Genomic DNA, 24,411 nt, shown 5'->3' with positions numbered 1-24,411 from the left:
CGATGACGGTCAGCATGGTCGTGCTCGCCAGCCGGCCTGGCGGCTGGACGCAGGAGCGGTTCACGGACTGGTGGCGCGGGCCGCATGCCGATGCGGCGAAGCTGCTGCCCGGCTTGCTCGCCTATCGCCACGGCGTGGTCACCAAGGACTATGACAGTCCCGAAACGCCGGGCTGGGACGGGCATGCCGTGCTGACTTTTGCCGACCAGGCTGCGCTTGACGCGGCTTTCGCCTCGCTCGAATGGAAAGCGGCGACCGCGCAGACGAAAGGCATGGGCGGTCGACGCATCATTCTCATCACCGATGAGGTCGATCTGCTTGCCGGGTGCGGCGATGGCTGACCTTGCCCCCGGTTTCGCGACTGCGGCGTTTCGCCTCGACGGCAAGCACGCGCTGATTACCGGCGGACGCGGCGCGCTGGCCGAGGCGATGGCGGCGACGCTGGCCGACCTCGGCTGCGCGGTCGCGCTGGCTTCGCGCAATGGCGATGAATGCGCGGCGATCGCGGCGCGTATTGCCGAGCGTTTTGGCACTCCCGCGATCGGGCTGTCATGCGACATCGCCGACGAGGCTTCGGTCGAAGCGGCGGTGGCCAAAGTCGTCGCCGAGCTCGGCGGGCTCGACCTGCTCGTCAACAATGCCGGCGCGTCATGGTGGGGACTGCCGCAGGACATTCCTTTGAAGGGGTGGCGCAAGGTGATGGACATCAACGTCACCGGAACCTTCCTCGCCTGCCGCCATGCCGCGCGTCACATGCTCGCCCATGGCGGCGGTGCAATCATCAACATCGCCTCGGTCGGAGCGTTCATCTCCTATCGGCCCGAAGAGGGGCAGGTCGTGCCCTACACCACCAGCAAGGCGGCGATCGTCCATTTGACCAGCGACCTCGCCGCGCAATGGGCCGGACAGGGCATCCGTGTGAATGCCATCGCGCCGGGATCGATTGAAACCGGCATGACCGAGACGCTCGACCCCGCGATCCAGGAGAAGACGCGCGCCGGCATCCTGCTTGGGCGGTTCGGGAGGCCGGAGGAGATCAGCGGCACGTTGGCGCTGCTGGCGTCGGATGCGGGCAGCTTCATCACTGGGCAGACCTTCCTCGTCGACGGAGGGCAATCGCTTGGCTGAGTTTCGTGCCGACGGTCTGACTTGGACCGATGAGCGATTGTGGCCACAATTCGCGGCGCATGTGGATGCAGATCCGGATGCACTGGCGCTGATCGATTGCGGTGATCGCCGCTGGACGCGTCGCGAACTCCATGGGCTCGCGCTCGACATTGCCAAACGCCTGGCAGCGGTGGGCGTGACAGCGGGTAGCCGAGTCCTCGCCGCCGGCGTGAAGCGTGGCGAGACGCTCGCCGCGGCGCTGGCGACATCGGCTTGCGAAGCGACCTTCTGTCCCTATTCACCGAAACTGTCCGAGGCTGACCGCCAAGTTCTCGAGACCCGGCTCGGCCACGCCGCGCATGTCGTGATCGGCAGCGACGATGCGATCATCGTCGCGCCAGCCACGTCCGAGCGGCGTACCGCCGATCCGCGCGATCGCGATACCGTGCTGATCGGCTTCACGTCGGGCTCCACCGGTATGCCCAAGGCGGTGATGCACGGCGCCGCCGCGCTCAATTATGCGACGCGCGCCTGCGCGGCGATCGCGGCGCTGCAGCCAGCGGATTCGATCCTCGGCATTGTGCCCTTGGATAGCGCGCCGGGGTTCACCTTCACCGTACATTTCGCCTTGTCGCAGGGGCGGCCTTTGGTGTTGGTCGATCCCTGGGATCCGGTAGCGGCGATGCGCCGTGCGGTCGAACATGGTTGCGGCTGGGCGATCATGGTGCCGACCCATCTCTATACGATGGTCGAAGCGGCGAAGACTGGATCATGGACGGCAACCCTGCCGCTGCGCGCCGCCGCGGTCGGGGGCAGCGCGATGACCGCCGAGCTGATCGCCGATGCCGAAACGCTGCTGGGTCTCAAGGCGCTCAGGATGTTCGGCATGTCCGAATGCATGGGACATTGCTCGACGCGCCCCGGCGATCCGCTCACGCGACGGCGAGGATCGGACGGCATACCCTTTCCGGGCACCGAGGAGGAAGCGTTCGACGCCGAGGGCGTCGCGCTGCCGCGCGGGTCGCGCGGGCAGGCAGGCGTGCGCGGGCCGTCGCTATTCCTCGGCTATGCCGAGGGGCTCGGATCGGGCCAGGAGCGGCGGAGCCGCGACGGCTACTTCCTGACCGGGGACGAGATCGTCCGCGACGAGGAAGGATTCGTCACCGTGGTCGGCCGGATCAAGGACCAGATCATTCGCGGCGGGTTCAACATCGATCCTGCCGAGATCGAGGCCGCGCTGCTGCGCCACCCGGCGATCGCCGAGGTCGCGGTAGTCGCGATACCCGAGCCTAAGCTCGGGGAGCAGGCGTGCGCGGTCTGCCGGGTACGCCAGGGTATGACACCATTCGGGTTCGCGACGATGGTCGACCATCTCGAACGCGAAGGCCTCTCGCGCAAGAAATGGCCCGAGCATCTCCTGATCGTCGAGCAGATGGCGGTCGGTGCGACCGGCAAACTCGACAAGAAGGCGATGGCCGCCCACGCCGCATCGGCGCTCGGGCGAGGCTAGCCCAACGAACGCGCCGCCAGCGACTCCGCCAGTCGCGTCGCAAGCTCGCCCACCGCGCCGGTCGTCTCCCACGCATAGAGCGATACCGCCATCGATTGCTCTTCGCCCAAGGCACGGTGGATGCGCACCGCGCGGTCGCCGGTAGAGCGTCGGGGAAGGAGCGAGATTCCCATTCCCGCCTCGATCGCCACCAGCACGCCCGAAAGGCTGCTGCCGGTGAAGGCGATATACCAGCGGCGTTGCTCGCGCTCGATCCGCGCGAACATCTCGTCGCGATAAAGACCACCCGGCGGGAACGACACCAGCGGCACCGGATCGGGCCAGTCGCGATCGACCGTCGCGCTTTCGTACCATGCCATCGGCTCGGCGAACGAGACGCGGCAATCGGGGCTCGCGCGATGCTCTTTGACGACGACGATATCGAACTCGCCGTCGCGATAGCGGCGCATCAAATCGCGGCTGAGCCCGGTCGTCACGTCGAGTCGCGTCTCGCGGTGGGTCTCGGCGAAGGCGGCGAGGCCGCGGGCGACGTCGGGGGTGACGATATCGTCGGGCACACCGATCCGCGCGGCGTGCGTCCCCGCGGGGTCGGCGAGTAAGCCGGTCGCCTCGGCCTGCAGCGCGAGGATGCGGCGCGCATAGCCGAGCAGTCTTTCACCCGCCGGGGTCGGGCGGACCGGGCGCGACGCGCGGTCGATCAGCGGATGGCCGACGGCCTGCTCGAGCCGGGCGAGCTGCTGGCTGATCGTCGATTGCGTCATGTTGAGCCGCGTCGCGGCGTCGGTGAAGCTCTGCCGGTCGGCGATCGCGACAAAGGCACGCAGCAGACGGGGATCGAGCATCGACGACAACATTCGAAAAATGGATATCGTTTATCATGATATCTCGTTTGCGCATGATAGGGAAGCTGGCGTAAAATCCCGCGCGGACTGGATGGGATCTCGAAACGTGAAACTTCCTCTTATCGCCCTGGCGGCGGCGGTATCTCTGGCGTCGATCCAGGCTGTGGCGCGCGAGAAGGCCGATGTGCTGATCCGGCACGCGACGGTGATCGATGTCGAACATGCCCGCACGATCCCCGATCAGGCGGTGGCGACCCGGGGCGACCGGATCGTTGCGGTCGGCGCCGATGCGGCGGTGGCGAAGGCGTGGGGCGCGACGCGCGAGGTCGACGGCAAGGGGCGCTATCTGATCCCCGGTCTGTGGGACATGCACGTCCATTTCGGCGGCGGCCCGGCGCTGATCGACGAGAATAAGGCGCTGCTGCCGCTCTATGTCGCTTATGGCATCACCACGATCCGCGATTGCGCGGGCGATCTTCCTTACGACGTGCTCAAGTGGCGCGGCGAGATCGCCGACGGTGCGTTGTTCGGCCCGACCCTGCTCAGCGCCGGCCCCAAGATCGAGGGCGTCAAGCCGGTGTGGAAGGGCACGCTGGAAACCGGATCGGAGGCCGATGTCGACGCGGCGATCGCCAGGCTCAAGGCGCTCAAGGTCGATTTCGTCAAGATCACCGACAGCACGCTCAAGCCCGAGCTGTTCCTTTATGCGGCGCGCAAGGCGCGCGAAGCCGGCCTGCGCACCTCCGGGCATATCCCGATGGCGCTCACCGTCGGGCAGGCGGTCGATGCCGGGCTGAGCTCGATCGAGCATCTGAGCTATGCGCATAAGGCCGGATCGAAGGACGAAGCGCGGATCGCCGCCGATTTCGCCGCGGGCCGGATCGATCGCGCCACCGCGACCGCGCAGCTCGACGCCTCGTTCGACGCCGAGACCGCGATGGCCTCCTATCGCAAGCTCAAGGATCATCACGTCTTCGTGACGCCGACGCTCAATATCGAGCGGCTGCTCGCCTATCTCGACACCGACGATCATTCGAAGGACGCGTTCCTCGCCTATGTCGGGCCAGGCTTGCGCAAGACCTATCAGTGGCGGATCGAACGCGCCGCCAAGGCGACCCCGGAGCAGATCGAGGCGCGCCACCGCGATTATCGCGCGACCGCGGCGGTGATGCCGCTGCTCGAAAAGGCCGGGGTGACGATCATGGCCGGCACCGACGCGGGCTTCCTCAATTCGTTCGATTATCCCGCGCTCGGGCTGCATCAGGAACTGGCGCTCTATGTCGAGAACGGGCTGACCCCGGCCGAGGCGCTCGCGGCTGCGACCCGCGCCGGGCCGGCGTGGTTCGGCAAGCTCGATCGTTACGGTTCGGTCGAGACGGGCAAGCAGGCCGATCTGGTGCTGCTCGATCGCAACCCGCTGGAGGACATTCACGCGACGCAGACGGTCAATACCGTGGTGCTGCGCGGCAAGATCGAGGATCGCGCGACGCTCGACCGGCTGCTCGCGGAGGCCAAGGCCAAGGTCGCGAAATGGGATGCGGAGGCGGCGAAATGACCCGCGACGTGGACGACCGGCGCTTCCTCGACGCGGCGATCGCGCTGGCGCGCGGCAATGTCGAGCGCGGCGGCCGGCCGTTCGGCGCATTGGTGGTGAAGGACGGTGCGGTGATCGCCACCGGGGTCAATACGATCCTCGCCACCAACGACCCCACCGCGCATGCCGAAATGAGTGCGATCCGCGCAGCGAGCCAGGCGCTCGCCTCGCCGGATCTGTCGGGCTGCACCGTTTATGCGAGCGGACACCCCTGCCCGATGTGCCTCGCCGCGATGCGGATGGCGGGGGTGGGAGAGGTCGCCTTCGCTTATTCTAACGAGGACGGCGCGCCGTTCGGGCTGTCGACCGCGGCGATCTATGACGAATTGCGGCGGCCCTTCGCCGAGCAAAGCATGACGATCCGGCATGTCGGCGCGGCGGATGCCGCGGCGCCGGCGATCTATATCGAGTGGCAGCACGCCGATCGGGGCTGACGTGGTGCGCACGACCTCCCCTCCGTTCGCCCTGAGCTTGTCGAAGGGCTGCCTTTCTTCGCCCGAAGAAAAGTGCAGGGCTTCGACAAGCTCAGCCCGAACGGGGAGAGCGAGTCCGGCGTCAATGCAGGGCGAAAGATGATTTCTGTCGAACACCCCCGCCGCCTGCTGCTTCTGCTGATGGTGGTGCTCGTCGGGCTCAACCTGCGCCCGTTCCTCACCGCCACCGGGCCGCTGGCCGGCGGGATACGCGCCGATACCGGCATGACGTTCCAGACCATGTCGCTGCTGACGCTCGTGCCGATGGCGTTGATGGGAGTGTTCGCCTTTGCCGGCCCCGCGCTCGAGCAGCGCATCGGTGCGCGGCGCGCGATGATCGTGGCGCTGGCGGTGATGGCCGCCGGATCGGCCGCGCGGCTGTTCGTATCGAGCGCGGGCGAGCTCGTCGCGACCGCTGCGCTGATCGGGGTGGGGGTGGCGATCGTCCAGGCGGTGTTTCCCGGCATCCTCAAGCGCCATTTCGCCGGGCAACTCGTGGTGATCATGGGGCTTTATTCCGCAACCTTGATGGGCGGAGGCGCGGTCGGCGCGCGGCTCTCACCGCTCATTGCGGCGCTCGCCGGCGGGTGGCGTGTCGGGCTCGGCTGGCTGGTCGCGCCGGCTGCGGCGGCGCTGCTCGTCGCGGGTTTATTCCTGCCGCGCGATCCGCAGCGCGCGGATAGCGCCACGATCCGCGTCGGCCATTTGCTGCGCCGTCCGCGGACCTGGTTGCTGATGATCTGCTTCGGGCTGGTCAACGGCGGTTACTCGACCGTGATCGCGTGGCTCGCGCCCTTTTATCAGGAGCGCGGGTGGAGCGCGGGGACGAGCGGAACCTTGCTCGCGGCGATGGCCTTGTCGCAGGGGGTTGCCGCATTGCTGTTCCCCGCGCTTGCGCGGCGCGGACGCGATCGGCGCGGCTGGCTGTGGCTGACGCTGGTGTTGCAGGCGACCGGGTTCTTGGGGCTCGCGACGATGCCCGATCTGGCGCCGCTATTATGGGCGGTCGCGGTCGGCGCCGGGCTCGGCGCAAGCTTCGCGCTGACGATGATCGTCGCGCTCGATCATCTCGATCATCCCGCCGCCGCGGGCGCGCTCGCCGCGTTGATGCAGGGCGGCGGTTTTCTGCTTGCGGCACTCGCGCCGTGGGTCACCGCCTTGCTGCATGAGCGGACCGGCGGGTTCGCTGCCGGCTGGGGAATGCATCTCGGCATCGTCGCACTCGTCACCGCGCTGACCGCGCGGCTCGCGCCGCATTCCTATGCGCGCGCGCTGGCGGGTTAGGAGCCGATCGACTATGCGCGCCGCAACATCTGTCAGGAGCGAGAATCTATGATCGAACGTATCGAATCCGGCGCGCGCATGAGCCAGGCCGTCATCCACGGCGACACGATCTATCTCGCGGGGCAGGTCGGCGCGCCCGGCGAGAGCGTCACTGCGCAGACCACCGCCGTGCTGGCCGAGATCGACGATCTGCTCGCGCGCTGCGGCAGCGATCGCGCCCATATCCTGAGCGCGACGATCTGGCTGGCCGACATGAACGACTTCGCCGAGATGAACAAGGTATGGGATGCCTGGGTCGCCCCCGGCGCCGCGCCGGCGCGCGCGACCGGCGAGGCCAAGCTCGCCACCCCCGATTATCGCGTCGAGATCATCGTCGTCGCCGCGCGCAAATAAGCGGATCGAGATTGCGGTTCCCGGCGGCGGCTGCTAACCGCCGCCGCAACATCAAGAGTCGGGCCGACGTCCGACACCAACCTGCTCCCCGAGCAAGGTGGTGCCTCCGATAAAGGGGGGATGTGGCCGGACCGGCAACGAAACGGGGTCAAGCCGCGCGATACGTCGATCCGATTCTGGTGTCGCACCAGAGAAGGAACCGACATGGCCGATCGTATCCAGCAATTCGCCAGCGACAATTATGCCGGCATCTGCCCCGAGGCGTGGGCGGCGATGGAAGCCGCCAATGCCGGCTCGGCCACCGCTTATGGCGACGACGAATGGACCGCGCGCGCGGCAGACGGGTTTCGCACATTGTTCGAAACCGATTGCGAGGTGTTCTTCGCGTTCAACGGCACCGCGGCCAATTCACTCGCGCTCGCGGCGCTGTGCCAATCCTATCACAGCGTGATCTGCTCCTCCTTCGCGCATGTCGAAACCGACGAATGCGGCGCGCCGGAATTCTTCTCCAACGGATCGAAATTGCTCGTCGCGCCGACCGACGACGGCAAGCTGACCCCCGAGGCGATCGTCCGGCTCGCGACCAGCCGCGCCGATATCCACTTCCCCAAGCCGCGCGTGGTGACGATCACCCAGCCGACCGAGACGGGGCAGGTGTATAGCGTGGAGGACGTGCGCGCGATTGCCGCGGTGTGCCGCGATCTGGGGCTCAAGCTGCACATGGACGGCGCGCGTTTCGCGCAGGCTTGCGCCAGCCTCGGCTGTGCGCCGGCCGATATCACGTGGCGCGCCGGGGTCGACGTTCTGTGCTTCGGCGGCACCAAGGCCGGGATGGCGGTGGGCGAAGCGGTGATCTTCTTCGATACCGCGCTGGCGGCGGATTTCGATTATCGCTGCAAACAGGCCGGGCAGCTCGCGTCGAAGATGCGCTTCCTTTCCGCGCCGTGGACCGGGTTGCTCGAAAGCGGTGCGTGGCTGCGTCATGCGCGGCACGCCAATGATTGCGCCCGCGCGTTGGCGGCGGGGATCGGGAATTGCGCGGAAATCGAGTTGATGTTCCCGGTGCAGTCCAACGCGGTGTTCGTGAAGGCGCCCGCCGCGGTGCTCGATGCGCTGCGCGCGCGGGGCTGGCGTTTTTACACCTTCATCGGCGGCGGCGCGCGCTTCATGTTCGCGTGGGATTCGGATCCCGCCGAAATCACCCAGTTGATCGGCGACGTTCGCGAGGCGACCGAGATGGCGATCGTCTGACGGCCGGCCTTTCAGCGCGATGCCGCCCCGCCGGCGCCCAACAGCCGGCGCGCGGCATCGATCGCGAGCGCGAAGCAAGCGGCCAGCAACACCGCGTCCTTAAAGAGAAATTGCGCGCGCCCGGCCATGAACGGGAAGCCATAGCCTTCCTCCCACAGATTGCCGTCGAAACTGAAGCTGAGCGTGACGAGGAAGGTCGCCATCCCCATCAGCGCGCCGAGCAGCCCGGCGCGCGCAGAAACGGCGCCGGCGGCGATCAGCGCGCCGGTGATGAGCTCGACGGTGCCGATGGCGTTGCTCGCGCCCTGAACGCCCCAGATCGGATACATCCAGCCGAACAGCCAATAGTTTTCCGCCGTGCGCGCGACGCCTTGGGCTTCGTAAGCGGCGAATTTGGCAATGCCGAACATGAGGAAGATGAAGACCAGCGACGCGCGGAGCGCGTGGATGGCATATTGCGGGTTGAGGATTCTGTTGATCATTTGTCCTATTATCAATTCGTTACTTAGTAGAGATGCGGCTAAAAGCGGCATCGCGGCCTGTATCGGCGGTGTCCTGTTAGCAGTTGCGTGCATTATTGTCAGCGCTGACATATAAAACGGGCTGCCCCGCGCATATCAGCCGGCCGCAGACGACAATTCCGGCTCGAATTCATCCAATTTTACAACAGAAAACGCCGCAAGCACGTAGAGTATCAATGATGACAGAGGCTTCGGGCGCAGAAGGAATCAAACGAGCCGCAACTTCGGGGAACAAGTCCGTCGGCCGGCTTATCGACACGCTCGACAGCTACAGCATCGACATCGGAAAAACGCACATTTCCTTGTGGGATGCATTGGTTGTCGCGATCGTCGTGGTCGGCATCATCGTCGTGGCGCAGCTCGTCAGCAGATTTTCGGGCTATCTGCTCAAGCGCATAAAGGGTCTCGACGACGCGCAGCGATTGCTGGCGGACAAGCTCGCGACGATCGGCGTCTGGGCGCTGGCGATCCTGATCGGAATCGATTTCCTCGGGATCGATCTGACCGCGCTGGCAGTATTCTCGGGCGCGTTCGGGCTCGCCATCGGCTTCGGATTGCAGAAGACCTTCGGCAATCTCATCGCCGGGATCATCCTGTTGATGGATCGTTCGATCAAGCCGGGGGACGTGATCGCGGTAAACGACGCCAGCGGTCGCGAGAGCTTCGGCCAGATCCGCAAGATCGGCATCCGCGCGATTTCGGTCACCACGCGCGACATGAAGGAATATCTCATTCCCAACGAAAACCTGATGATCAATCAGGTGGAGAATTGGTCGTACAGCACGCGCAACGTCCGCGTCCGGGTGCCCGTCGGCGTATCCTATCACGCCGATCTCGAACTGGTCGAAAAATTGATGATGGACGCGGCGGTCGGCGCGCCGCGCGTCCTCGTCGCGCCCGAGCCGAAGATCATGCTCGCCGGCTTCGGCGAAAGCTCGGTCGATTTCGAGATCTGTTTCTGGATCGCGGACCCGGAGGAGGGGATCGGCCCGGTCCGTTCCGATGTGCTCAAGCGGCTATGGTATCTGTTCAAGGAGAACCGGATCGAAATCCCCTTCCCGCAACGCGACGTGCATTTGAAGAATGCCGATGAATTCACGCGCATCGCCTGTCCCTAGCGACGGAAGGCCGCCCGATGCCCCAGCTGCTTGAAGCGGTGATCATGGCCTATGGGCCGTATATCGGGCTGGTTCTGCTCGCCGGGCTGTTTGTCGCCTTCGCGCTCGAGCGCCGCCCGCCAGTGGTGATCGCCGCGCTCGGCGGGCTGGTCATGCTGGTCGTGGGGTTTCTTTCCCCACGGGAATTGCTCGGCGTGTTCAGCAATCCGGCGCCGATTACGATCGGCGCGATGTTCGTGCTCAGCGGCGCGCTGCTGCGTACCGGGGCGATGGAGGAGGTGTCGGGCTGGATCATCCGCCGCACCATGCGGCGGCCGCGGCGCAGCCTCGCGGAAATCGCCGGCGGGACGATGCTGGCGTCCGCGCTGATGAACAACACGCCGGTCGTGATCGTGATGATCCCGATCGTGAAGCGTCTCGCGCGGGTGCTCCGTGTCGCGGCGACGCGGCTACTGATCCCGCTGTCCTATCTCTCGATCCTCGGGGGAACGCTCACGCTGATCGGCACCTCGACCAACCTGCTCGTCGATGGCGTCGCGCAGGAGCAGGGGCTCGCGCCGTTCGGGATATTCGAGATCACGCTCGTCGGGCTGATCGCCGCCGGGGCCGGCATCGCCTTGCTGCTTGTCGCCGGGCGCTTCCTGCTGCCCGACCGCGCCGAACACGCGCTGCGCGAACAGGGCGAAAGCGATTCCTACCTGTCGCACCTCATCGTCACCGACGAGAGTGACCTGCTCGGCAAGCACCTGGGGGCGACGGCATTCTATCGGCGACCCGGCGTGCGGGTGGTGGGGATCCAGCACGGCAAGACGATCCGGCGCAACAATTTCGACCAATGGGTGCTGGGGGTGGGCGACCAGTTGATCGTCGCGGCGAGCCCGGCCGAGCTCGCCTCGCTCGCAGAAGCGCATGATTTCCGCACCGGGCTGATCGGGCTCGGCGGCGGCGTGGCGACCGCGGGGCCGGACCGGCCGGCCGATCTCACCCTGGTCCAGGCGGTGATCTCGCCGTCGCACCCCGCGATCGGGCGCAAGCTCGGCGACATACCGATGCTGTCGCGGCTGCGGGTCCGGGTGCTCGGGCTGTCGCGTCCGCGCCATCTCGCCGGGCCTGACCTCGCCAATGTCCGCATCCGCGCCGGCGATCGTCTGCTGATCGCGGCCGGCGCGGACACCGCACAGGATCTGCAGGCCAACACCGCGCTGATCGATGTCGGCCGCGCGACCGCGCTGGCCTATCGCCGCCAGAATGCGCCGATCGCGATCGCGACGCTCGCGGGGGTGGTCGTGCTCGCCGCGCTGTTCGGGCTCCCGATCGAGGCGCTCGCGCTGGTCGGGGTCGGGGTGGTGCTGCTGACGCGCTGCCTCGAACCCGAGGAAGCGTGGCAGGCGATCGACGGCAATACGCTGGTGCTGATTTTCGGCATGCTGGCGTTCGGCAAGGGGCTCGCCAATGCGGGCACGATCGATCTGATCGTCGATCTGCTGCGGCCGCTGCTGTCGATCACCTCCCCGCTGCTGCTGCTGATCACGGTCTATGCGGTGACCAGCATTTTGACCGAGACGGTGACCAACAATGCCGTCGCGGTGATCATGACCCCGATCGCGATCGGCATCGCCGGCACCGCGGACATCGATCCGCGCCAGCTCGTCGTCGCGGTGATGTTCGGCGCGAGCGCGAGCTTCGCGACGCCGATCGGCTATCAGACCAATACGCTGGTCTATGGCGCGGCCAATTATCGCTTCATGGATTTCGTGAAGATCGGGCTGCCGATGAACCTGGTGGTCGGAATCGCGGCATGCCTCGCGATCGACGCATTGTTCTGAGGGGGCGGAAGGATGGTGGACGCACTAGGGCTCGAACCTAGGACCCGCTGATTAAGAGTCAGCTGCTCTACCAACTGAGCTATGCGTCCATTCCGGCGGTGGGAGGCTGCGTGGGCGGCCTCGCGTCGGGAGGTGCGCCGGTAGCAGGCGTTTCGCGGATTGCAAACCCCTTTTTTGCTTACCAGCCGGTTTTTCGCCGGCTCTCGCGGTCGATCGACATCAGGATGCCGAGGCACAGCAGCACCGTCATCTGCGCCGACCCGCCGAAGCTCACCAGCGGCAGCGGGATGCCGACCACCGGCGCCAGCCCCATCACCATCATGAGGTTGATCGCGACATAATAGAAGATCGTCGTCGACAGCCCCGCCGCGGTCAGCTTGGCGAAGCGCGATTTGGCGCGCACCCCGACGTTCACCCCCCAGCGGATCACCATCAGATAAGCGGCGATGATGAAGATGCCGCCCAGCAGCCCCCATTCCTCCGCCATCGTCGCGAAGACGAAATCGGTCTGCCCCTCGGGCAGATAATCGAGGTGGCTCTGCGTCCCGTTGAGGAAGCCCTTGCCGAAGATTCCGCCCGAGCCGATCGCGATCTTCGACTGGGTGATGTGATAGCCGGTGCGCAGCGGATCGCTCTCGGGATCGAGGAAGATCAGCACGCGGTTGCGCTGATAATCGTGCAGCACGAAGTTGAACGCCAGCGGCGCGGCGATCGCCAGCGCCAGCGCGCCGCCGACGAACAGCCGCAGCGGGATTCCCGCCAGGAACATCACCGTCACCCCGCCGGCGCAGATCATCAGCGCGGTGCCGAGATCGGGCTGGAGCATCACCAGCGCCGCCGGGATGCCGATCAGCACGCACGGCGGCCAGATCGCGCCGAAGCGCCGCGTTTCGGACGGCGGCAGCATGTCGTAGAAGCGCGCGCAGGCCATCACGATCGCCGGCTTCATCAGCTCCGAGGGCTGGAGCCGGATAAAGCCGAGATCGAGCCAGCGCTGGCTTCCCCCGCGCACCGCGCCGAGCAGTTCGACCGCGAACAGCAGCACGACCAGAACCGCATAGGCGGGGAAAGCGGCGCGCCGCCAGACATCCTCGCGGACCGTGCTGACCCCGACCGCGGCGAACAGGAAGACGAAGAAGCGCACCCCCTGCGGCAAGGCCCAGGGGCGCAGCGACCCGCCCGCGGCGGAGAACAGCACGACCAGCCCGAAACAGCCGATCGCGGTGATCGTCAGCAGGACGCGCCACGGCAGGCGCGCGAGCGGCGCGGGGATGATCGACGTGCGGCTCATCAATCGGGCGTCCCGGTATCGGGGGAGCCGGTGGTGCCCGCGACGCCGCCGGTGTTGGCGATATCACCGGGGGTGGCATCGGCATTGGCGTTGCGCGCGCGCGTCACCGCCTCGACCGCCGGGGCGGCGGTGGGGGCGGGGGCGTCGGTTTCGGTGCCGAGCCCGGCCTCGGTCTCGGCGGCATTGGCGGCGCGATAGGCGGCGGCCTCGGCGGCCATGCGGGTACGGATGTCGCCGCCCCAGGTCGGCTCCACCTCGGCGAGCGACTTCATCGCCAGATCGCGATCGAACAGCCAGGTCATGATATCGCGCCCAATCATCGGCGAATCGAGATTGCGCACGGTATGGCCGCCATGTTCGAGCACGATCGCCGCGGCATAGCGCGGATTGTCCGCGGGCGCGAAGCAGACGAACAATGCGTGGTCGCGCAGCTTGAACGGCAGGCTGGCGTTCTTGAGCACCCCCCCGCGCCGCTCGGCCATCGTGATGCGGCGGACCTGCGCGGTGCCCGTCTTGGCGGCGAGCTGGATGCCGGGGACATACATTCGCGACGCGCCGCCGGTGCCCCCGCCGTTGACCACCTTCCACATCCCTTCGCGCACGATGCGCAGATGATCGGGGTTGACCGTCAGCGCGGCGGCACCCGAGTGGACGTGATCGGCGAGCAGGCTCGGCTGGATCATCCGCCCCGAGCCGATCCGCGCCGCCATCACCGCGAGCTGGAGCGGATTGGCCAGCACATAGCCCTGGCCGATCGAGGCGTTGAGCGAATCCGCGACCGTCCAATTGCTCTTGTACTTGCGGCTCTTCCACGCGCTGTCGGGCACGGTGCCGTAGCGCTGGGTGGCGAGCGGTAGATCGAATTTCTGTCCGAGCCCGACCATCCGCGCGATCGGCGCGACACGATCATAGCCCAGCCGGCGGATCATTTCGTAGAAATAGATGTCGCAGCTCTGCGCGATCGCGTTGCGCAGATCGAGCGGGCCGTGGCCGCGCTTCTTGTGGCAGTGGAAGATGCCGTTGCCGACGCGGAGCGACCCCGAGCAGAAAATTCGCTCATCGGGGCTGACCCCCGCCTCGAGCAGCGCGAGGCCGTTCATCGGCTTGACGGTCGAGCCCGGGGGATAGAGCCCCTGGGTCACCTTGTTCATCAACGGGACGTGATCGTTGGCGCTCAGCATCTGCCATTCGAGATGGCTGATCCCGGCGGAGAAGCTGTTGGGATCATAGGCCGGCATCGAGACCATCGCGAGCATCTCGCCGGTCTGGCAGTCGAACACGACGACCGAGCCCGAATTGGTGCCGAGCCGCCGCGCGGCATATTCCTGCAGCCCGACGTCGATCGTCAGCTTCTGCGTCTTGCCGGGAATGTCGGGGCGGGTGGCGAGTTCGGCGACCACCTTGCCGCGTGCGGTCACCTCGACCCGTTTCGCGCCAGGGGTGCCGCGCAATTGCTTTTCGAGTGTCTTTTCGAGCCCGTCCTTGCCGACCTTGAACCCGGGGGTGACGAGCAAGGGATCCTTGGTCGCTTTATATTGCTCGGCGGTGGCGGTGCCGACATAGCCGGTGAGATGCGCCACCGCCGCGCCGGCGGGATAGTTGCGCGCGAAGCCGCGGGTCGGCGCGACCCCGGGCAGCTCGGGCTGGCGCACCTGCACCGCGGCGAACCGCTCCCACGAGATATTGTCCACCACCTGCACCGGCTGGAACCCGGCGGCTTTTTTGAGATCGGCGCGCACGCGGAGTAGGTCCTCGGGGGTGAGGTCGAGCAATTTCTGGAGCAGCGCGAGCGTGCGATCGAGATCCTCGACGCGATCGGGGATCAGGTCGACGCGGAAGTCGGTGCGGTTGTCGGCGATCGGATGCCCGGCGCGGTCGACGATCCAGCCGCGACGCGGCGGGATCATCGTGTTGTTGACCCGGTTGCTTTCGGAGAGCGTGCTGTAGCGCTCATTCTCGGCGATCGCGAGCCAGCCCATTCGCGCGACGAGCAATCCCCCCACGCCGAGCTGCGCGGTGCCGAGCAGCCAGGCGCGGCGCGAGAAGGTGTAGCCTTGCTGCGCCTCGGTGGCGATCCGCGGCGCGCGCGTCATTCGACCGCCCGTTTGCGGTCAATCCAGGCGACGATACGCGCGGCAAGGGGAAAGACGAGGATCGACACGACGATCTGTATCACTAGCACGGCATCGACGTGCGCGGTAAGCGGTGTCGCGACGATCCGGCCGCCGGCGAGGCACATCGCGATCGCCGCGGCGGCGATCAGCCAATCCTGCCAGAAATCGCGGAACATCGTGCGCTGGTCGAACAGGTCGACCAGAAAGAAGGTCAGCGTCCACAGCACCATCGCGCTGCCAAGCGGCTGGCCGCTGACCAGATCGTCGAACAGCCCGAGCAACGGCGGCACCCAGCGGCGCAGCGCGAGCGGGGCGAGCAATCGCCACGCCAGCAGCATCAGCAACCCGCACGGCGGGAGCAGCCCCAGCGTCGCGCCGAACGGCGCCACGGTGACGAGCGAGCCCGCCATCACCGTCAGCCACGGAATCGCGCGCGCGCGGCCCGCGGGAAGCGTCGCCTCGAACGGTTTGCGCGATTCGGCGCTCATCTTCTGGTCTTGGGCGGCTGCGGGCGCGCCGGCGGCGGGGGCGGAACGAAGGCCGCGCTGACGAGGGCAAAGTCGAACGTGTCGGGGCGGGCGTAGGGCTGCGCCGGGGCGGTATCGCTGCCGGCGCGGACGACCCGTGCGACGAGCACGCCCGGCGCATAGATTCCGCCGGTGCCCGAGGTGACGAAGCGGTCGCCGGGGCGCAATTTGGCGTCGCCGGTATCGACCGAGCGGATATCGACCATCCCGTCGCCGCGTCCGGCAGCCAACGCGGGCATGCCGTCGCCGATGCGGCGGACCGGGACGATGCTGTCGGGATCGGTGAGCAGCAGTACGCGCGCGGTATTGGGGCCGGTTTCCACGATGCGGCCGAGCAGCCCGTCGGGGCCGCGTACCGGCTGCCCCTCGCGCACGCCCTGCCAGCTCCCGGCGTTGAGCACGCCATAGCGTCGCGTGCTCGATGCGGAGGAACTGACGATCCGCGCGGTGACGACCGGTGCGGCATCGCCGTCGCGCAGCTTGAGCAACCCGCGCAGCCGGCGATTGTCGCGCACGATGATCTGCGCCTGGGTCAGCGCGGCGCGGGTACGCTTCACCTCGGCGCGCAATGCTTCATTCTCGGTGCGGACGTGGAAATAGCTGCCGATCGCATCGGGAACGCCCGAGACCACGCCGAACACAGCGGAAATCCCCGACGAGACCGGGGTGGTCACCTCGCGCACCGTCGCGCGCAGCGCCGCGAAGGCCGGCGGGTTGAATGTCGAGAGGGCGAGCAGCACCGCGCCGACCACCGCGCCGGCGATGGCCAGGATATAGGTCAGAAACAGCGAATATTGCGCCCGCCGCGAGAAACCCGGGCGCCGGTCCCGCGTCGGCGCCATCACCTATGCCCTTCGAGTGGCGGCGCTGGTCGGCGCCGCAGATGAACTAAACACTAAAAGCCCGATTGGAAAAGGCATCAGTGGATTTTCTCCGCCGCCAGCTTTCCGTCATTCCCGCAAAGGCGGGAATCCATTCGCGCTGTCGCTGCGATTCTTTCGCCGAGCGTCGGTTGAATGGATTCCCGCCTGCGCGGGAATGACGGGGGAAAGCTGAAGGCCATTTCCCAACCGTCTCTGATAAAAAGTCTGCCCGTCAACCGCTCTGCAATACGCCGCGATACATCGGGTCTTCAAGCGCGCGCCCGGTGCCCAGGGCAACGCAGGTCAGCGGGTCCTCGGCGACGGTGACGGGGAGCCCGGTCTCGTCGCGCAGCACTTCGTCGAGCCCCTGCAGCAGCGCGCCGCCGCCGGTCAGCACGATGCCCTGATCGACGATATCGGCGGCGAGCTCGGGCGCGGTATTTTCCAGCGCGACGCGGACGCCCTCGACGATCGTCGCCACCGGCTCGCTCAGCGCCTCGGCGATCTGGCCCTGGTTGATCTGGATTTCCTTCGGCACGCCGTTGACCAGATCGCGGCCCTTGATGTGGATCGTCGCACCGATCCCGTCCGCGGGCGGCTTGGCGATGCCGACTTCCTGCTTGATCCGCTCGGCGGTGGCTTCGCCGATCAAGAGGTTGTGGTTGCGGCGGACGTAGCTGACGATCGCCTCGTCCATCTTGTCGCCGCCGACGCGGACGCTGGTGGTGTAAGCAAGGCCGCGCAGCGAGAGCACCGCGACTTCGGTGGTGCCGCCGCCGATATCGACGACCATGCTGCCGATCGGCTCGGTCACCGGCATATCGGCGCCGATCGCGGCGGCCATCGGCTCCTCGATCAGCCACACCTGGCTCGCGCCGGCGTTGGAAGCGGCATCGCGGATCGCGCGGCGCTCGACCTTGGTCGAGCCCGAGGGGACGCAGATCACGATCTCGGGCCAGCGCATGAAGCGCCGCTGGCCGTGGACCTTGTAGATGAAGCTCTTGATCATCTGCTCGGCGACGTCGATGTCGGCGATCACGCCGTCGCGCAACGGGCGGATCGCCTCGATATTGCCCGGGGTTTTGCCCATCATCAGCTTGGCGTCGTCGCCGACCGCCTTCACCTTCTTGATGCCGTTGATCGTCTCGACCGCGACCACCGACGGCTCGTTGAGCACGATTCCACGGCCGCGCAGATAGACGACCGTGTTCGCTGTGCCGAGATCGATCGCCATGTCATGCGACATGAACTTGAAAAAACGCGAAAAGGCCATGATGCGCTAGTTTCCGTCCCCGAGTCGCCGCGCCGAGCACGCGGTGCAATACGCCAACCATCCCGCGCTTCCCGCCGCAAGGTGCATTGGCGTGCACGGCCAAATAAAACGTCTTACGGGGTCGCGGGATGACGCCGCTTGGGCTAGGGGACGAAGCGTGTCAATACGCCGTTTGCCCGAGCATTTGATCAACCGCATCGCTGCCGGTGAAGTGGTAGAAAGACCGGCCAGCGCGTTGAAGGAGCTGGTCGAGAATGCGATCGACGCCGGCGCCGCGCGGATCGCGGTGGCCTTGTCCGCCGGCGGGGTCGAGCGGATCGAGGTGGCCGACGACGGCTGCGGGATGACCCCCGACGAAATGGCGCTGGCGTGCGAGCGTCACGCCACCTCCAAGCTGCCTTCCGACGACATCGATTCGGTGGCGACTCTGGGGTTTCGCGGCGAGGCGCTGCCGTCGATCGCCAGCGTCGCGCGGCTGACGCTCGAAAGCCGCCCGCGCGGCGCCGACGGCTGGGCGCGGACGATCGACAATGGCGTGCTGGTGCGCGAGGGGCCGGCCGCGTTGCCGCCGGGGACGCGGGTTGTGGTCGAGGGGCTGTTCGCCAAGGTTCCGGCGCGACGTAAATTCTTGCGATCGACGCGCGGCGAATATGCCGCCTGCCTCGATGTGGTTAAACGGCTGGCGATGGCGCGGCCCGATATCGCCTTCACCGTCGAGCATGACGGGCGGCGCGCGCTGGCGGCGTTGCAGGCGGAGGACCGGCCGGGGCGCGTCGCCCTGCTCACCGATCGCGCGCTGGCGGAGAATTCGGTCGCGGTCGATCTGGAGCGCGAGGGGGTGGTGCTCGGCGGGGTTGCCGGGCTGCCGACCTTCCACCGCGGCATCGCCGATCACCAATATCTGTTCGTCAACGGGCGGCCGGTGAAGGACCGGCTGCTGATCGGTGCGATTCGCGGGGCCTATGCCGAGATGATGCCGCGCGACCGGCATGCGGTGGTGGCGTTGTTCCTCGATGTGCCGCCCGATCAGGTCGATGTGAACGTCCACCCCGCCAAGACCGAGGTGCGCTTCCGCGATCCGGCGATGATCCGCGGGATGATCGTCAGCGGGATTCGCCGCGCGCTCGACGGGGCAGGGCATCGCGTGACGAACCGCCCGGCTGAAGATGCGCTGGCGATGTGGCGCAGCGAGATCGATACCCCGCCGCCGGTCGAGCGGCAGCCGACGATCTGGCCCGCGATGACCCAGCATCATGGCGCGGCGATCGGCCCGTCGGTCGCCGATCGTCGCCCGGCGTTCTTCGCGCCACCGCCGCAGGCACGTGCCGAACCCGCGTTCGCCCCGCCGCCCGAGCGCGCCGATCATCCGCTCGGTGTGGCGCGCGGGCAGGTCGCCAAAACCTATATCGTCGCCGAGGCGGAGGACGGGCTCGTCATCGTCGACCAGCATGCCGCGCACGAGCGGCTGGTGCTCGAACGGATGCGCCGCGCGCTCGCCGGGGGGCGGGTGGCGTCGCAGGCGCTGCTGATCCCCGAGGTGGTCGAACTGGACGAGCCCGGATGCGACCGGCTCGAGGCGCGGGCGGCGGAGCTGGCTGAGCTGGGGCTGGAACTCGAGCGGTTCGGCCCGCGCGCGATCCTCGTCCGCGCGACCCCGGCGCTGCTCGGCGCGGGCGATCCGGCGGGGCTGATCACCGATCTTGCCGACGAGCTGGCGGCGTTCGATCAGGCCTTGTCGCTGCGCGAGCGGCTCGATGCGGTGGCGGGGACGATGGCGTGCCACGGCTCGGTCCGCGCGGGGCGGGTGCTGTCGGTCGCCGAGATGAACGCGCTGCTGCGCGAGATGGAAGTGACCCCGCATTCGGGCCAGTGCAACCACGGCCGCCCGACCTGGGTGAAGCTGGCGCACGGCGATATCGAGAAATTGTTCGGGCGGAAGTGACGGGGGGCCGTCCACACGCCGTTCGCCCTTCGACAATCTCAGCCCGAACGGGGAGAGGATGTGCCGATCTAACGTGGTGTAATTCACTCCGCCGCGAGGCTGAACGGTGAGGCGAGACGTTCGGCGGGATCGTCGCGATCGGCCCAGTCGGTGCGCCGGGCGACGCGCGAAACGAACAGCAAAGGCAGTTTGAGGAACAGCAGTTCCGAATGGATGAACGTGTCGATCGCGTGCTCCCACCAGCGCGCGGGGCGTTTGCCGTGCGCCGCGAGCCAGCCGTCATAGGGCGCCCAGTGGCTCGGCTCGTCGCGCTCGATGATGCGGAAGATCTTGATCAGCACGCGATCGCGGCGGACGATCGGGTGGCGCAGCAAAATCTCGACCTGGCGATAGCCGCGCTGCTCGGTGAGCGAGATCACGCGGCACAGTTTCTCGAACTGATCGTCGCTGGCGATGATCGCCTGGGTATCGAGCTCGTCGATATGCCGGCGGAACATGATCTCGACGAAACGGTCGATATGCCCGCACGCGCGATCGACCGCGAGCGGCATCACCCCGCGCATCTCGAACCAGCGGCGGAACATGAGATAATGTTTGCGCTCGTCGGCGCGATGTTTCTCGATCGCGGCGATCAGCGCGAGATCGTCGGGCGCGCGGGCGCGGACGGCTTCGAGCACCCGGTCGAGCGCGGTATAGCCGCGGTGCTCGTTATAGATGTAGATCGACCCGAGAAGGTCGAGATATCGGGTGCGCAATCGGCCGACCATCCAGCCTATATACCAGAAAAGGCGCGACAAGGCATTGCGGGCCTGGAGACGAAAGACCTGCCCGGCCTTCGCCCCTCACCCGGTCTGACGGATAGCGTCTAGGCGATCGGCGCGCGTACCGGTACGCCCGCCGCCGCGAGCGCTTCATGCGCCCCGGCGATCGTCGCTTCGCCGAAATGGAAGATCGACGCGGCGAGCACCGCCGAGGCGTGCCCCTCGGTCACCCCGGCGACGAGATGCGCGAGATTGCCTACCCCGCCCGAGGCGACGACGGGGACGCTGGTGCGATCGGCGATCGCGCGGATCAGCGCGAGGTCATAGCCGTCACGGGTGCCATCGCGGTCCATCGAGGTGACGAGCAACTCGCCCGCGCCCAATTCCGCCAGCCGCAGCGCATGTGCCACCGCGTCGATCCCGGTCGCGCGGCGGCCGCCGTGGGTGAACACCTCCCAGCGGTCGCCGCTGCGCCGCGCGTCGACGCTTGCGACGCAGCACTGGCTGCCGAACCGCTCGGCGATATCCGAGACCACTTCAGGCCGCGCGACCGCGGCGGAATTGACCGCCACCTTGTCCGCCCCGGCGAGCAGCAGCGCGCGCGCATCGTCGGCGGTGCGCACCCCGCCACCGACGGTCAGCGGCATGAAGCACACCGAAGCGGTGCGTCGCACCACGTCGAGGATCGTATCGCGCCCCTCGTGGCTGGCGGTGATATCGAGGAAGCACAATTCGTCGGCGCCGGCCGCATCATAAGCGCGCGCCTGCTCGACCGGATCGCCGGCGTCCTTGAGGTCGACGAAATTGACCCCCTTCACGACGCGGCCGTTGGCGACGTCGAGGCAGGGAATGACGCGCGCGCGGACCGTCATCAGGCGGCCCGCGCGACCGAGAGCGCGGCGGCGAGATCGAGCGTCCCGTCGTAAAGCGCGCGGCCGGTGATCACGCCCTCCACCCCGTCGCGGGTGTGGAGCGCGAGCATATGGATGTCGCCGATCCCCTTGACCCCGCCGCTGGCGATCACCGGGATATCGACCGCGCGCGCCAGATCGACCGTCGCGGCGACATTGCACCCCTTGAGCAAACCGTCGCGCCCGACATCGGTGAACAGCAGCGCGGCGACCCCGGCATCCTCGAAGCGCCGCGCCATATCGGTGACGTTGACGGTCGAGACCTCGGCCCAGCCCTTGGTCGCGACCATGCCGTCGCGCGCGTCGACCGCAACGACGATCCCGCCGGGGAAGGCGGCGGCCATATCGCGGACGAAATCGGGATTCTCCAGCGCGGCGGTGCCGATCACCACCCGCGCGACGCCGAGATCGAACCACGCCTCGACCGCTTGCGCGGTGCGGATGCCGCCGCCCAATTGCACGTGCCCGGGGAAACGCGCGACGATTGCGCGCACCGCATCGCCGTTGACCGACTGGCCGGCGAACGCGCCGTCGAGATCGACGACATGGAGATGCTCGGCACCCGCCTCGGCGAACAACATCGCCTGTGCGGCGGGATCGTCGCCGTAGACGGTGGCGCGCGCCATATCGCCCTCGGCGAGGCGGACGACCTGTCCTTGTTTGAGATCGATCGCGGGAAAGACGATAAGGCTCATGGGCGCCACACCAGGAATTGTTCGAGCAGAGCGAGGCCGTAGCGCTGGCTCTTTTCGGGATGGAATTGCACGCCGAGCAGATTGTCGCGCCCGATCGCGGCGGCGACCGGGCCGGCGTGATCGGTTTGCGCGAGGATATGCTCGCCGGTGAAGGCATAGCTGTGGAGGAAATAGGCCTCGCCCGCGGCCAGCAACGGATGCGGGGCGAGCGGGGTGACGTCGTTCCACCCCATATGCGGCACCTTTGCCGTCGGATCACTCGGCGTGAGGCGCGCGACGCGGCCGCGGATCCACGCGAGCCCGTGGTGGGTGCCCATTTCCTCGCCCGTCTCGGCCATCAGTTGCATCCCGACGCAGATACCGAGAAACGGCGCGCCACCGCGCAGCACGCGTTCGGCGAGCGCCTGTTCGAGTCCGTCGACCGCGCGCAGGTTGGCCGCGCAGGCGCCGAACGCGCCGACCCCGGGGAGCACGATGCGTTCGGCGCGGGCGATGATGTCGGGGTCGGCGGTGACGGTCACGTCGGCCGCGCCGGCGGCGCGCAGCGCATTCTCGACTGAGCGCAAATTGCCCGATTCGATATCGACCAGCGCCAGCGTCATTGCGCGAGCCGCGCGATCGCGTCGACCGCGAACCCGGCCTTGAACTCGACCACCTCGACGGTGGCGACCCCGCTGGTGACGAAGGGATCGGTCTGCGCCAGCGCCTCGATATCCTCGGCGACCCCGCGGCACAGGATCACCCCGCCGGTGCGCGGCTCTTTCCGCCCGGCGAGGAGGAACACCCCCTCGTTAAAGCCGCGTTCGAGAAAGGCGACATGCGCCGCCATCTGCGCATCCACCTCCTCGAGCGGGCGCTCGTAATTGAGCAGGATCAGGCAGAGGTGGCCCTGCGCCCGATAATCGTCGAGCGCCACGTCAGAGCATCCCCTTGGTCGAGGGGATCGCATCGGCCTTGCGCGGATCGATCTCCACCGCCTGGCGTAGCGCGCGGGCAAGGCCCTTGAACGCGCTTTCGGCGATATGGTGGTTGTTCTCGCCGTGGAGCGTCTCGATGTGCAGCGTGATTCCGGCGGCCTGGGCGAAGGAATGGAACCAATGCTTGAACAGCTCGGTATCCATCTCGCCGAGGCGCTTCTGGGTGAAGTCGGTGTTCCACACCAGCCACGGGCGCCCGGAGATGTCGAGCGCGACGCGGGTCAGCGTCTCGTCCATCGGCGACAGCGCGTCGCCGTAGCGGCGGATGCCGCGCTTGTCGCCCAGCGCCTCGGCCACCGCCTGCCCGATCGCGATCGCGGTATCCTCCACCGTGTGATGCTGGTCGATATGCAGATCGCCCTTGGTCCGCACGTCGAGATCGATCAGCGAATGCCGCGCGAGCTGCTCCAGCATATGATCGAAAAAGCCGATGCCGGTGGCGATCGCGTAGCGGCCGGTGCCGTCGAGATTGACGGTGACGGCGATATCCGTCTCGCTGGTGGCGCGGGTGATTGTGGCGGTGCGCATGGCCGGCTCCCATAGCGTGGATATGATATTTGGGAAGGAAAGCTTTGCTTGACCACGCCCACTTCCGCGCTACCCATAGCCGCTTATGGACGATTCAGCGCCCGACAGTTTGATACCTTACGATGAAATCGTGCAGGAGGCCCTGCGCGCCGTGGTGGGCCGCGTGCTCAGTTCGGTGGCGGACAATGGCGGCAATCTGCCCGGCGAGCACCATTTCTACATCACCTTCAAGACGCAGGCCGCGGGGGTCGATATCCCGCAGCGGCTGATCGAGCGTTTCCCGGACGAGATGACGATCGTGCTGCAGAACCGCTTCTGGGATCTGACGGTCGACGAAAGCCGCTTCTCGGTTGGGCTGAGCTTCAACCAGGTGCCGTCGAAGCTGGTCATCCCTTATTCGGCGGTGACCGGATTCCACGATCCGGCGGTCAATTTCGAGCTGCGCTTCCAGGCGCAGGAAGGGCCGGAGGACGGCCCCGGCGGCCACGATCCGGCGGAGAATGACGGCCCGGCCGGCACCCCGATCGAGGACGGATCGAACGTCGTCGCGGTGGATTTCAAGCGGAAGAAGTGAGCCGGAGCGAGCCGCGCAGCAAGGCAGCGTGGCGCT

The 24,411-nt window shown here is 67.3% G+C and carries 25 protein-coding genes, 1 tRNA gene and 1 riboswitch; of the genes, 12 read left to right on the top strand and 14 right to left on the bottom strand.

Going from position 1 to position 24,411, the window contains the following annotated elements:
• Positions 1-2 precede the first annotated feature (2 nt).
• From NED98_RS20930 to NED98_RS20920, 3 genes are read left to right on the top strand one after another with little or no spacing between them, the layout of a single operon-like run.
• Positions 3-341: an EthD domain-containing protein gene (locus NED98_RS20930; RefSeq protein WP_265314338.1), complete on the top strand. Its 339-nt coding sequence runs from the start codon at positions 3-5 to the stop codon at positions 339-341.
• A complete protein-coding gene (locus NED98_RS20925) occupies positions 334-1,128 on the top strand; it encodes an SDR family NAD(P)-dependent oxidoreductase (RefSeq protein WP_265314337.1) in 795 nt (264 codons plus the stop codon). The genes NED98_RS20930 and NED98_RS20925 overlap by 8 nt, the downstream gene beginning before the upstream one ends.
• Entirely contained in the window at positions 1,067-2,617 is a 1,551-nt protein-coding gene (locus NED98_RS20920; RefSeq protein ID WP_265314335.1) for a class I adenylate-forming enzyme family protein, read from the top strand. Before NED98_RS20925 ends, NED98_RS20920 begins: the two co-directional genes overlap by 62 nt.
• On the opposite strand, the gene NED98_RS20915 is transcribed toward NED98_RS20920, so the two are convergent.
• Positions 2,614-3,459: a LysR family transcriptional regulator gene (locus NED98_RS20915; protein ID WP_265314334.1), complete on the bottom strand. Its 846-nt coding sequence runs from the start codon at positions 3,457-3,459 to the stop codon at positions 2,614-2,616. The genes NED98_RS20920 and NED98_RS20915 overlap by 4 nt on opposite strands.
• Before the next feature lie 106 nt (positions 3,460-3,565).
• Here NED98_RS20915 and NED98_RS20910 point away from each other — a divergent pair, with 106 nt between their 5' ends.
• The 5 genes from NED98_RS20910 to NED98_RS20890 all read left to right on the top strand — a co-directional run bounded on the left by NED98_RS20910 (position 3,566) and on the right by NED98_RS20890 (position 8,454).
• Entirely contained in the window at positions 3,566-5,014 is a 1,449-nt protein-coding gene (locus NED98_RS20910; RefSeq protein WP_265314333.1) for an amidohydrolase family protein, read from the top strand.
• Positions 5,011-5,487, top strand: coding sequence for a nucleoside deaminase (locus NED98_RS20905; protein ID WP_265314331.1), 477 nt, complete (start codon positions 5,011-5,013; stop codon positions 5,485-5,487). Before NED98_RS20910 ends, NED98_RS20905 begins: the two co-directional genes overlap by 4 nt.
• 138 nt (positions 5,488-5,625) lie before the next feature.
• Complete coding sequence (locus tag NED98_RS20900) at positions 5,626-6,810, top strand: cyanate transporter (protein WP_265314330.1); 1,185 nt, start codon at positions 5,626-5,628, stop codon at positions 6,808-6,810.
• 48 nt (positions 6,811-6,858) lie between these two features.
• Entirely contained in the window at positions 6,859-7,203 is a 345-nt protein-coding gene (locus NED98_RS20895) for a RidA family protein (RefSeq protein WP_265314329.1), read from the top strand.
• Positions 7,204-7,246: 43 nt separating this feature from the next.
• Positions 7,247-7,355: riboswitch (SAM-I-IV-variant riboswitch) on the top strand.
• A gap of 52 nt (positions 7,356-7,407) precedes the next feature.
• Positions 7,408-8,454 (top strand): threonine aldolase family protein, encoded by a 1,047-nt coding sequence (locus NED98_RS20890; protein ID WP_265314328.1) that lies wholly within the window; start codon positions 7,408-7,410, stop codon positions 8,452-8,454.
• 11 nt (positions 8,455-8,465) lie between these two features.
• Here NED98_RS20890 and NED98_RS20885 read toward each other — a convergent pair whose 3' ends face one another.
• A complete protein-coding gene (locus tag NED98_RS20885) occupies positions 8,466-8,936 on the bottom strand; it encodes a YkgB family protein (RefSeq protein WP_265314327.1) in 471 nt (156 codons plus the stop codon).
• A gap of 218 nt (positions 8,937-9,154) precedes the next feature.
• Here NED98_RS20885 and NED98_RS20880 point away from each other — a divergent pair, with 218 nt between their 5' ends.
• Together NED98_RS20880 and NED98_RS20875 are read left to right on the top strand one after the other, a co-directional pair.
• The gene (locus NED98_RS20880; RefSeq protein WP_349293095.1) at positions 9,155-10,093 is read left to right on the top strand and encodes a mechanosensitive ion channel family protein; all 939 of its coding nucleotides are present in this window, start codon (positions 9,155-9,157) and stop codon (positions 10,091-10,093) included.
• A 17-nt stretch (positions 10,094-10,110) separates the two neighbouring features.
• Positions 10,111-11,919 (top strand): SLC13 family permease, encoded by a 1,809-nt coding sequence (locus NED98_RS20875; protein WP_265314326.1) that lies wholly within the window; start codon positions 10,111-10,113, stop codon positions 11,917-11,919.
• Between the two features lie 13 nt (positions 11,920-11,932).
• On the opposite strand, the gene NED98_RS20870 is transcribed toward NED98_RS20875, so the two are convergent.
• From NED98_RS20870 to NED98_RS20845, 6 genes are all read right to left on the bottom strand, one after another.
• Positions 11,933-12,008 (bottom strand) — tRNA-Lys (locus NED98_RS20870).
• Positions 12,009-12,097: 89 nt separating this feature from the next.
• A complete protein-coding gene (gene rodA / locus NED98_RS20865) occupies positions 12,098-13,210 on the bottom strand; it encodes a rod shape-determining protein RodA (protein ID WP_265314324.1) in 1,113 nt (370 codons plus the stop codon).
• A complete protein-coding gene (gene mrdA / locus NED98_RS20860; protein WP_265314322.1) occupies positions 13,210-15,303 on the bottom strand; it encodes a penicillin-binding protein 2 in 2,094 nt (697 codons plus the stop codon). Before mrdA ends, rodA begins: the two co-directional genes overlap by 1 nt.
• On the bottom strand, positions 15,300-15,812 hold the full coding sequence (locus tag NED98_RS20855) for a rod shape-determining protein MreD (RefSeq protein ID WP_179512715.1): 513 nt from the start codon (positions 15,810-15,812) through the stop codon (positions 15,300-15,302). The genes mrdA and NED98_RS20855 overlap by 4 nt, the downstream gene beginning before the upstream one ends.
• Positions 15,809-16,693 carry a rod shape-determining protein MreC gene (locus NED98_RS20850; RefSeq protein WP_265314321.1) on the bottom strand — a complete coding sequence of 295 codons (885 nt, stop codon included), beginning with the start codon at positions 16,691-16,693 and terminating at the stop codon, positions 15,809-15,811. The genes NED98_RS20855 and NED98_RS20850 overlap by 4 nt, the downstream gene beginning before the upstream one ends.
• A gap of 253 nt (positions 16,694-16,946) precedes the next feature.
• Positions 16,947-17,987, bottom strand: a complete 1,041-nt coding sequence (locus NED98_RS20845) for a rod shape-determining protein (RefSeq protein WP_174837393.1) — start codon at positions 17,985-17,987, stop codon at positions 16,947-16,949.
• Positions 17,988-18,144: 157 nt separating this feature from the next.
• On the opposite strand from NED98_RS20845, the gene mutL reads away from it, so the two are divergent.
• The gene (mutL, locus tag NED98_RS20840; RefSeq protein WP_265314320.1) at positions 18,145-19,929 is read left to right on the top strand and encodes a DNA mismatch repair endonuclease MutL; all 1,785 of its coding nucleotides are present in this window, start codon (positions 18,145-18,147) and stop codon (positions 19,927-19,929) included.
• A gap of 83 nt (positions 19,930-20,012) precedes the next feature.
• On the opposite strand, the gene NED98_RS20835 is transcribed toward mutL, so the two are convergent.
• The 6 genes from NED98_RS20835 to hisB form a co-directional block, all read right to left on the bottom strand.
• A complete protein-coding gene (locus tag NED98_RS20835) occupies positions 20,013-20,684 on the bottom strand; it encodes a ferritin-like domain-containing protein (RefSeq protein ID WP_265314318.1) in 672 nt (223 codons plus the stop codon).
• Between the two features lie 110 nt (positions 20,685-20,794).
• A complete protein-coding gene (gene hisF, locus NED98_RS20830) occupies positions 20,795-21,562 on the bottom strand; it encodes an imidazole glycerol phosphate synthase subunit HisF (protein WP_265314317.1) in 768 nt (255 codons plus the stop codon).
• On the bottom strand, positions 21,562-22,296 hold the full coding sequence (hisA, locus tag NED98_RS20825; RefSeq protein WP_265314316.1) for a 1-(5-phosphoribosyl)-5-[(5-phosphoribosylamino)methylideneamino]imidazole-4-carboxamide isomerase: 735 nt from the start codon (positions 22,294-22,296) through the stop codon (positions 21,562-21,564). Before hisA ends, hisF begins: the two co-directional genes overlap by 1 nt.
• A complete protein-coding gene (gene hisH, locus NED98_RS20820; RefSeq protein WP_265314314.1) occupies positions 22,293-22,898 on the bottom strand; it encodes an imidazole glycerol phosphate synthase subunit HisH in 606 nt (201 codons plus the stop codon). Before hisH ends, hisA begins: the two co-directional genes overlap by 4 nt.
• Positions 22,895-23,212, bottom strand: coding sequence for a YciI family protein (locus NED98_RS20815; protein WP_265314313.1), 318 nt, complete (start codon positions 23,210-23,212; stop codon positions 22,895-22,897). The genes hisH and NED98_RS20815 overlap by 4 nt, the downstream gene beginning before the upstream one ends.
• Position 23,213: 1 nt before the next feature.
• On the bottom strand, positions 23,214-23,801 hold the full coding sequence (gene hisB, locus NED98_RS20810) for an imidazoleglycerol-phosphate dehydratase HisB (RefSeq protein ID WP_179512707.1): 588 nt from the start codon (positions 23,799-23,801) through the stop codon (positions 23,214-23,216).
• Positions 23,802-23,886: 85 nt separating this feature from the next.
• On the opposite strand from hisB, the gene NED98_RS20805 reads away from it, so the two are divergent.
• Complete coding sequence (locus NED98_RS20805) at positions 23,887-24,375, top strand: SspB family protein (protein WP_179512706.1); 489 nt, start codon at positions 23,887-23,889, stop codon at positions 24,373-24,375.
• The last annotated feature ends 36 nt before the right edge of the window (positions 24,376-24,411 follow it).

The sequence above is a fragment of the Sphingomonas lycopersici genome, assembly GCF_026130605.1.
In the GTDB taxonomy this organism is placed as follows: domain Bacteria; phylum Pseudomonadota; class Alphaproteobacteria; order Sphingomonadales; family Sphingomonadaceae; genus Sphingomonas; species Sphingomonas lycopersici.
The sequence above is the reverse complement of the archived record's forward strand: the minus strand, read 5'-3'. Positions and strand labels throughout refer to the sequence as shown.

Coding starts and splice junctions, on each gene's coding strand:
- NED98_RS20905 (WP_265314331.1), top strand. CDS start 5,011: ATGACCCGCGACGTGGACGACCGGCGCTTCCTCGACGCGGCGATCGCG.
- NED98_RS20930 (WP_265314338.1), top strand. CDS start 3: ATGACGGTCAGCATGGTCGTGCTCGCCAGCCGGCCTGGCGGCTGGACG.
- mrdA (WP_265314322.1), bottom strand. CDS start 15,303: ATGACGCGCGCGCCGCGGATCGCCACCGAGGCGCAGCAAGGCTACACC.
- NED98_RS20855 (WP_179512715.1), bottom strand. CDS start 15,812: ATGAGCGCCGAATCGCGCAAACCGTTCGAGGCGACGCTTCCCGCGGGC.
- hisH (WP_265314314.1), bottom strand. CDS start 22,898: ATGACGCTGGCGCTGGTCGATATCGAATCGGGCAATTTGCGCTCAGTC.
- NED98_RS20805 (WP_179512706.1), top strand. CDS start 23,887: ATGGACGATTCAGCGCCCGACAGTTTGATACCTTACGATGAAATCGTG.
- NED98_RS20850 (WP_265314321.1), bottom strand. CDS start 16,693: ATGGCGCCGACGCGGGACCGGCGCCCGGGTTTCTCGCGGCGGGCGCAA.
- NED98_RS20900 (WP_265314330.1), top strand. CDS start 5,626: ATGATTTCTGTCGAACACCCCCGCCGCCTGCTGCTTCTGCTGATGGTG.
- NED98_RS20880 (WP_349293095.1), top strand. CDS start 9,155: ATGACAGAGGCTTCGGGCGCAGAAGGAATCAAACGAGCCGCAACTTCG.
- NED98_RS20925 (WP_265314337.1), top strand. CDS start 334: ATGGCTGACCTTGCCCCCGGTTTCGCGACTGCGGCGTTTCGCCTCGAC.
- NED98_RS20885 (WP_265314327.1), bottom strand. CDS start 8,936: ATGATCAACAGAATCCTCAACCCGCAATATGCCATCCACGCGCTCCGC.
- hisF (WP_265314317.1), bottom strand. CDS start 21,562: ATGACGGTCCGCGCGCGCGTCATTCCCTGCCTCGACGTCGCCAACGGC.
- NED98_RS20875 (WP_265314326.1), top strand. CDS start 10,111: ATGCCCCAGCTGCTTGAAGCGGTGATCATGGCCTATGGGCCGTATATC.
- NED98_RS20890 (WP_265314328.1), top strand. CDS start 7,408: ATGGCCGATCGTATCCAGCAATTCGCCAGCGACAATTATGCCGGCATC.
- hisB (WP_179512707.1), bottom strand. CDS start 23,801: ATGCGCACCGCCACAATCACCCGCGCCACCAGCGAGACGGATATCGCC.
- rodA (WP_265314324.1), bottom strand. CDS start 13,210: ATGAGCCGCACGTCGATCATCCCCGCGCCGCTCGCGCGCCTGCCGTGG.
- NED98_RS20915 (WP_265314334.1), bottom strand. CDS start 3,459: ATGCTCGATCCCCGTCTGCTGCGTGCCTTTGTCGCGATCGCCGACCGG.
- NED98_RS20895 (WP_265314329.1), top strand. CDS start 6,859: ATGATCGAACGTATCGAATCCGGCGCGCGCATGAGCCAGGCCGTCATC.
- hisA (WP_265314316.1), bottom strand. CDS start 22,296: ATGAGCCTTATCGTCTTTCCCGCGATCGATCTCAAACAAGGACAGGTC.
- NED98_RS20845 (WP_174837393.1), bottom strand. CDS start 17,987: ATGGCCTTTTCGCGTTTTTTCAAGTTCATGTCGCATGACATGGCGATC.
- NED98_RS20920 (WP_265314335.1), top strand. CDS start 1,067: ATGCGGGCAGCTTCATCACTGGGCAGACCTTCCTCGTCGACGGAGGGC.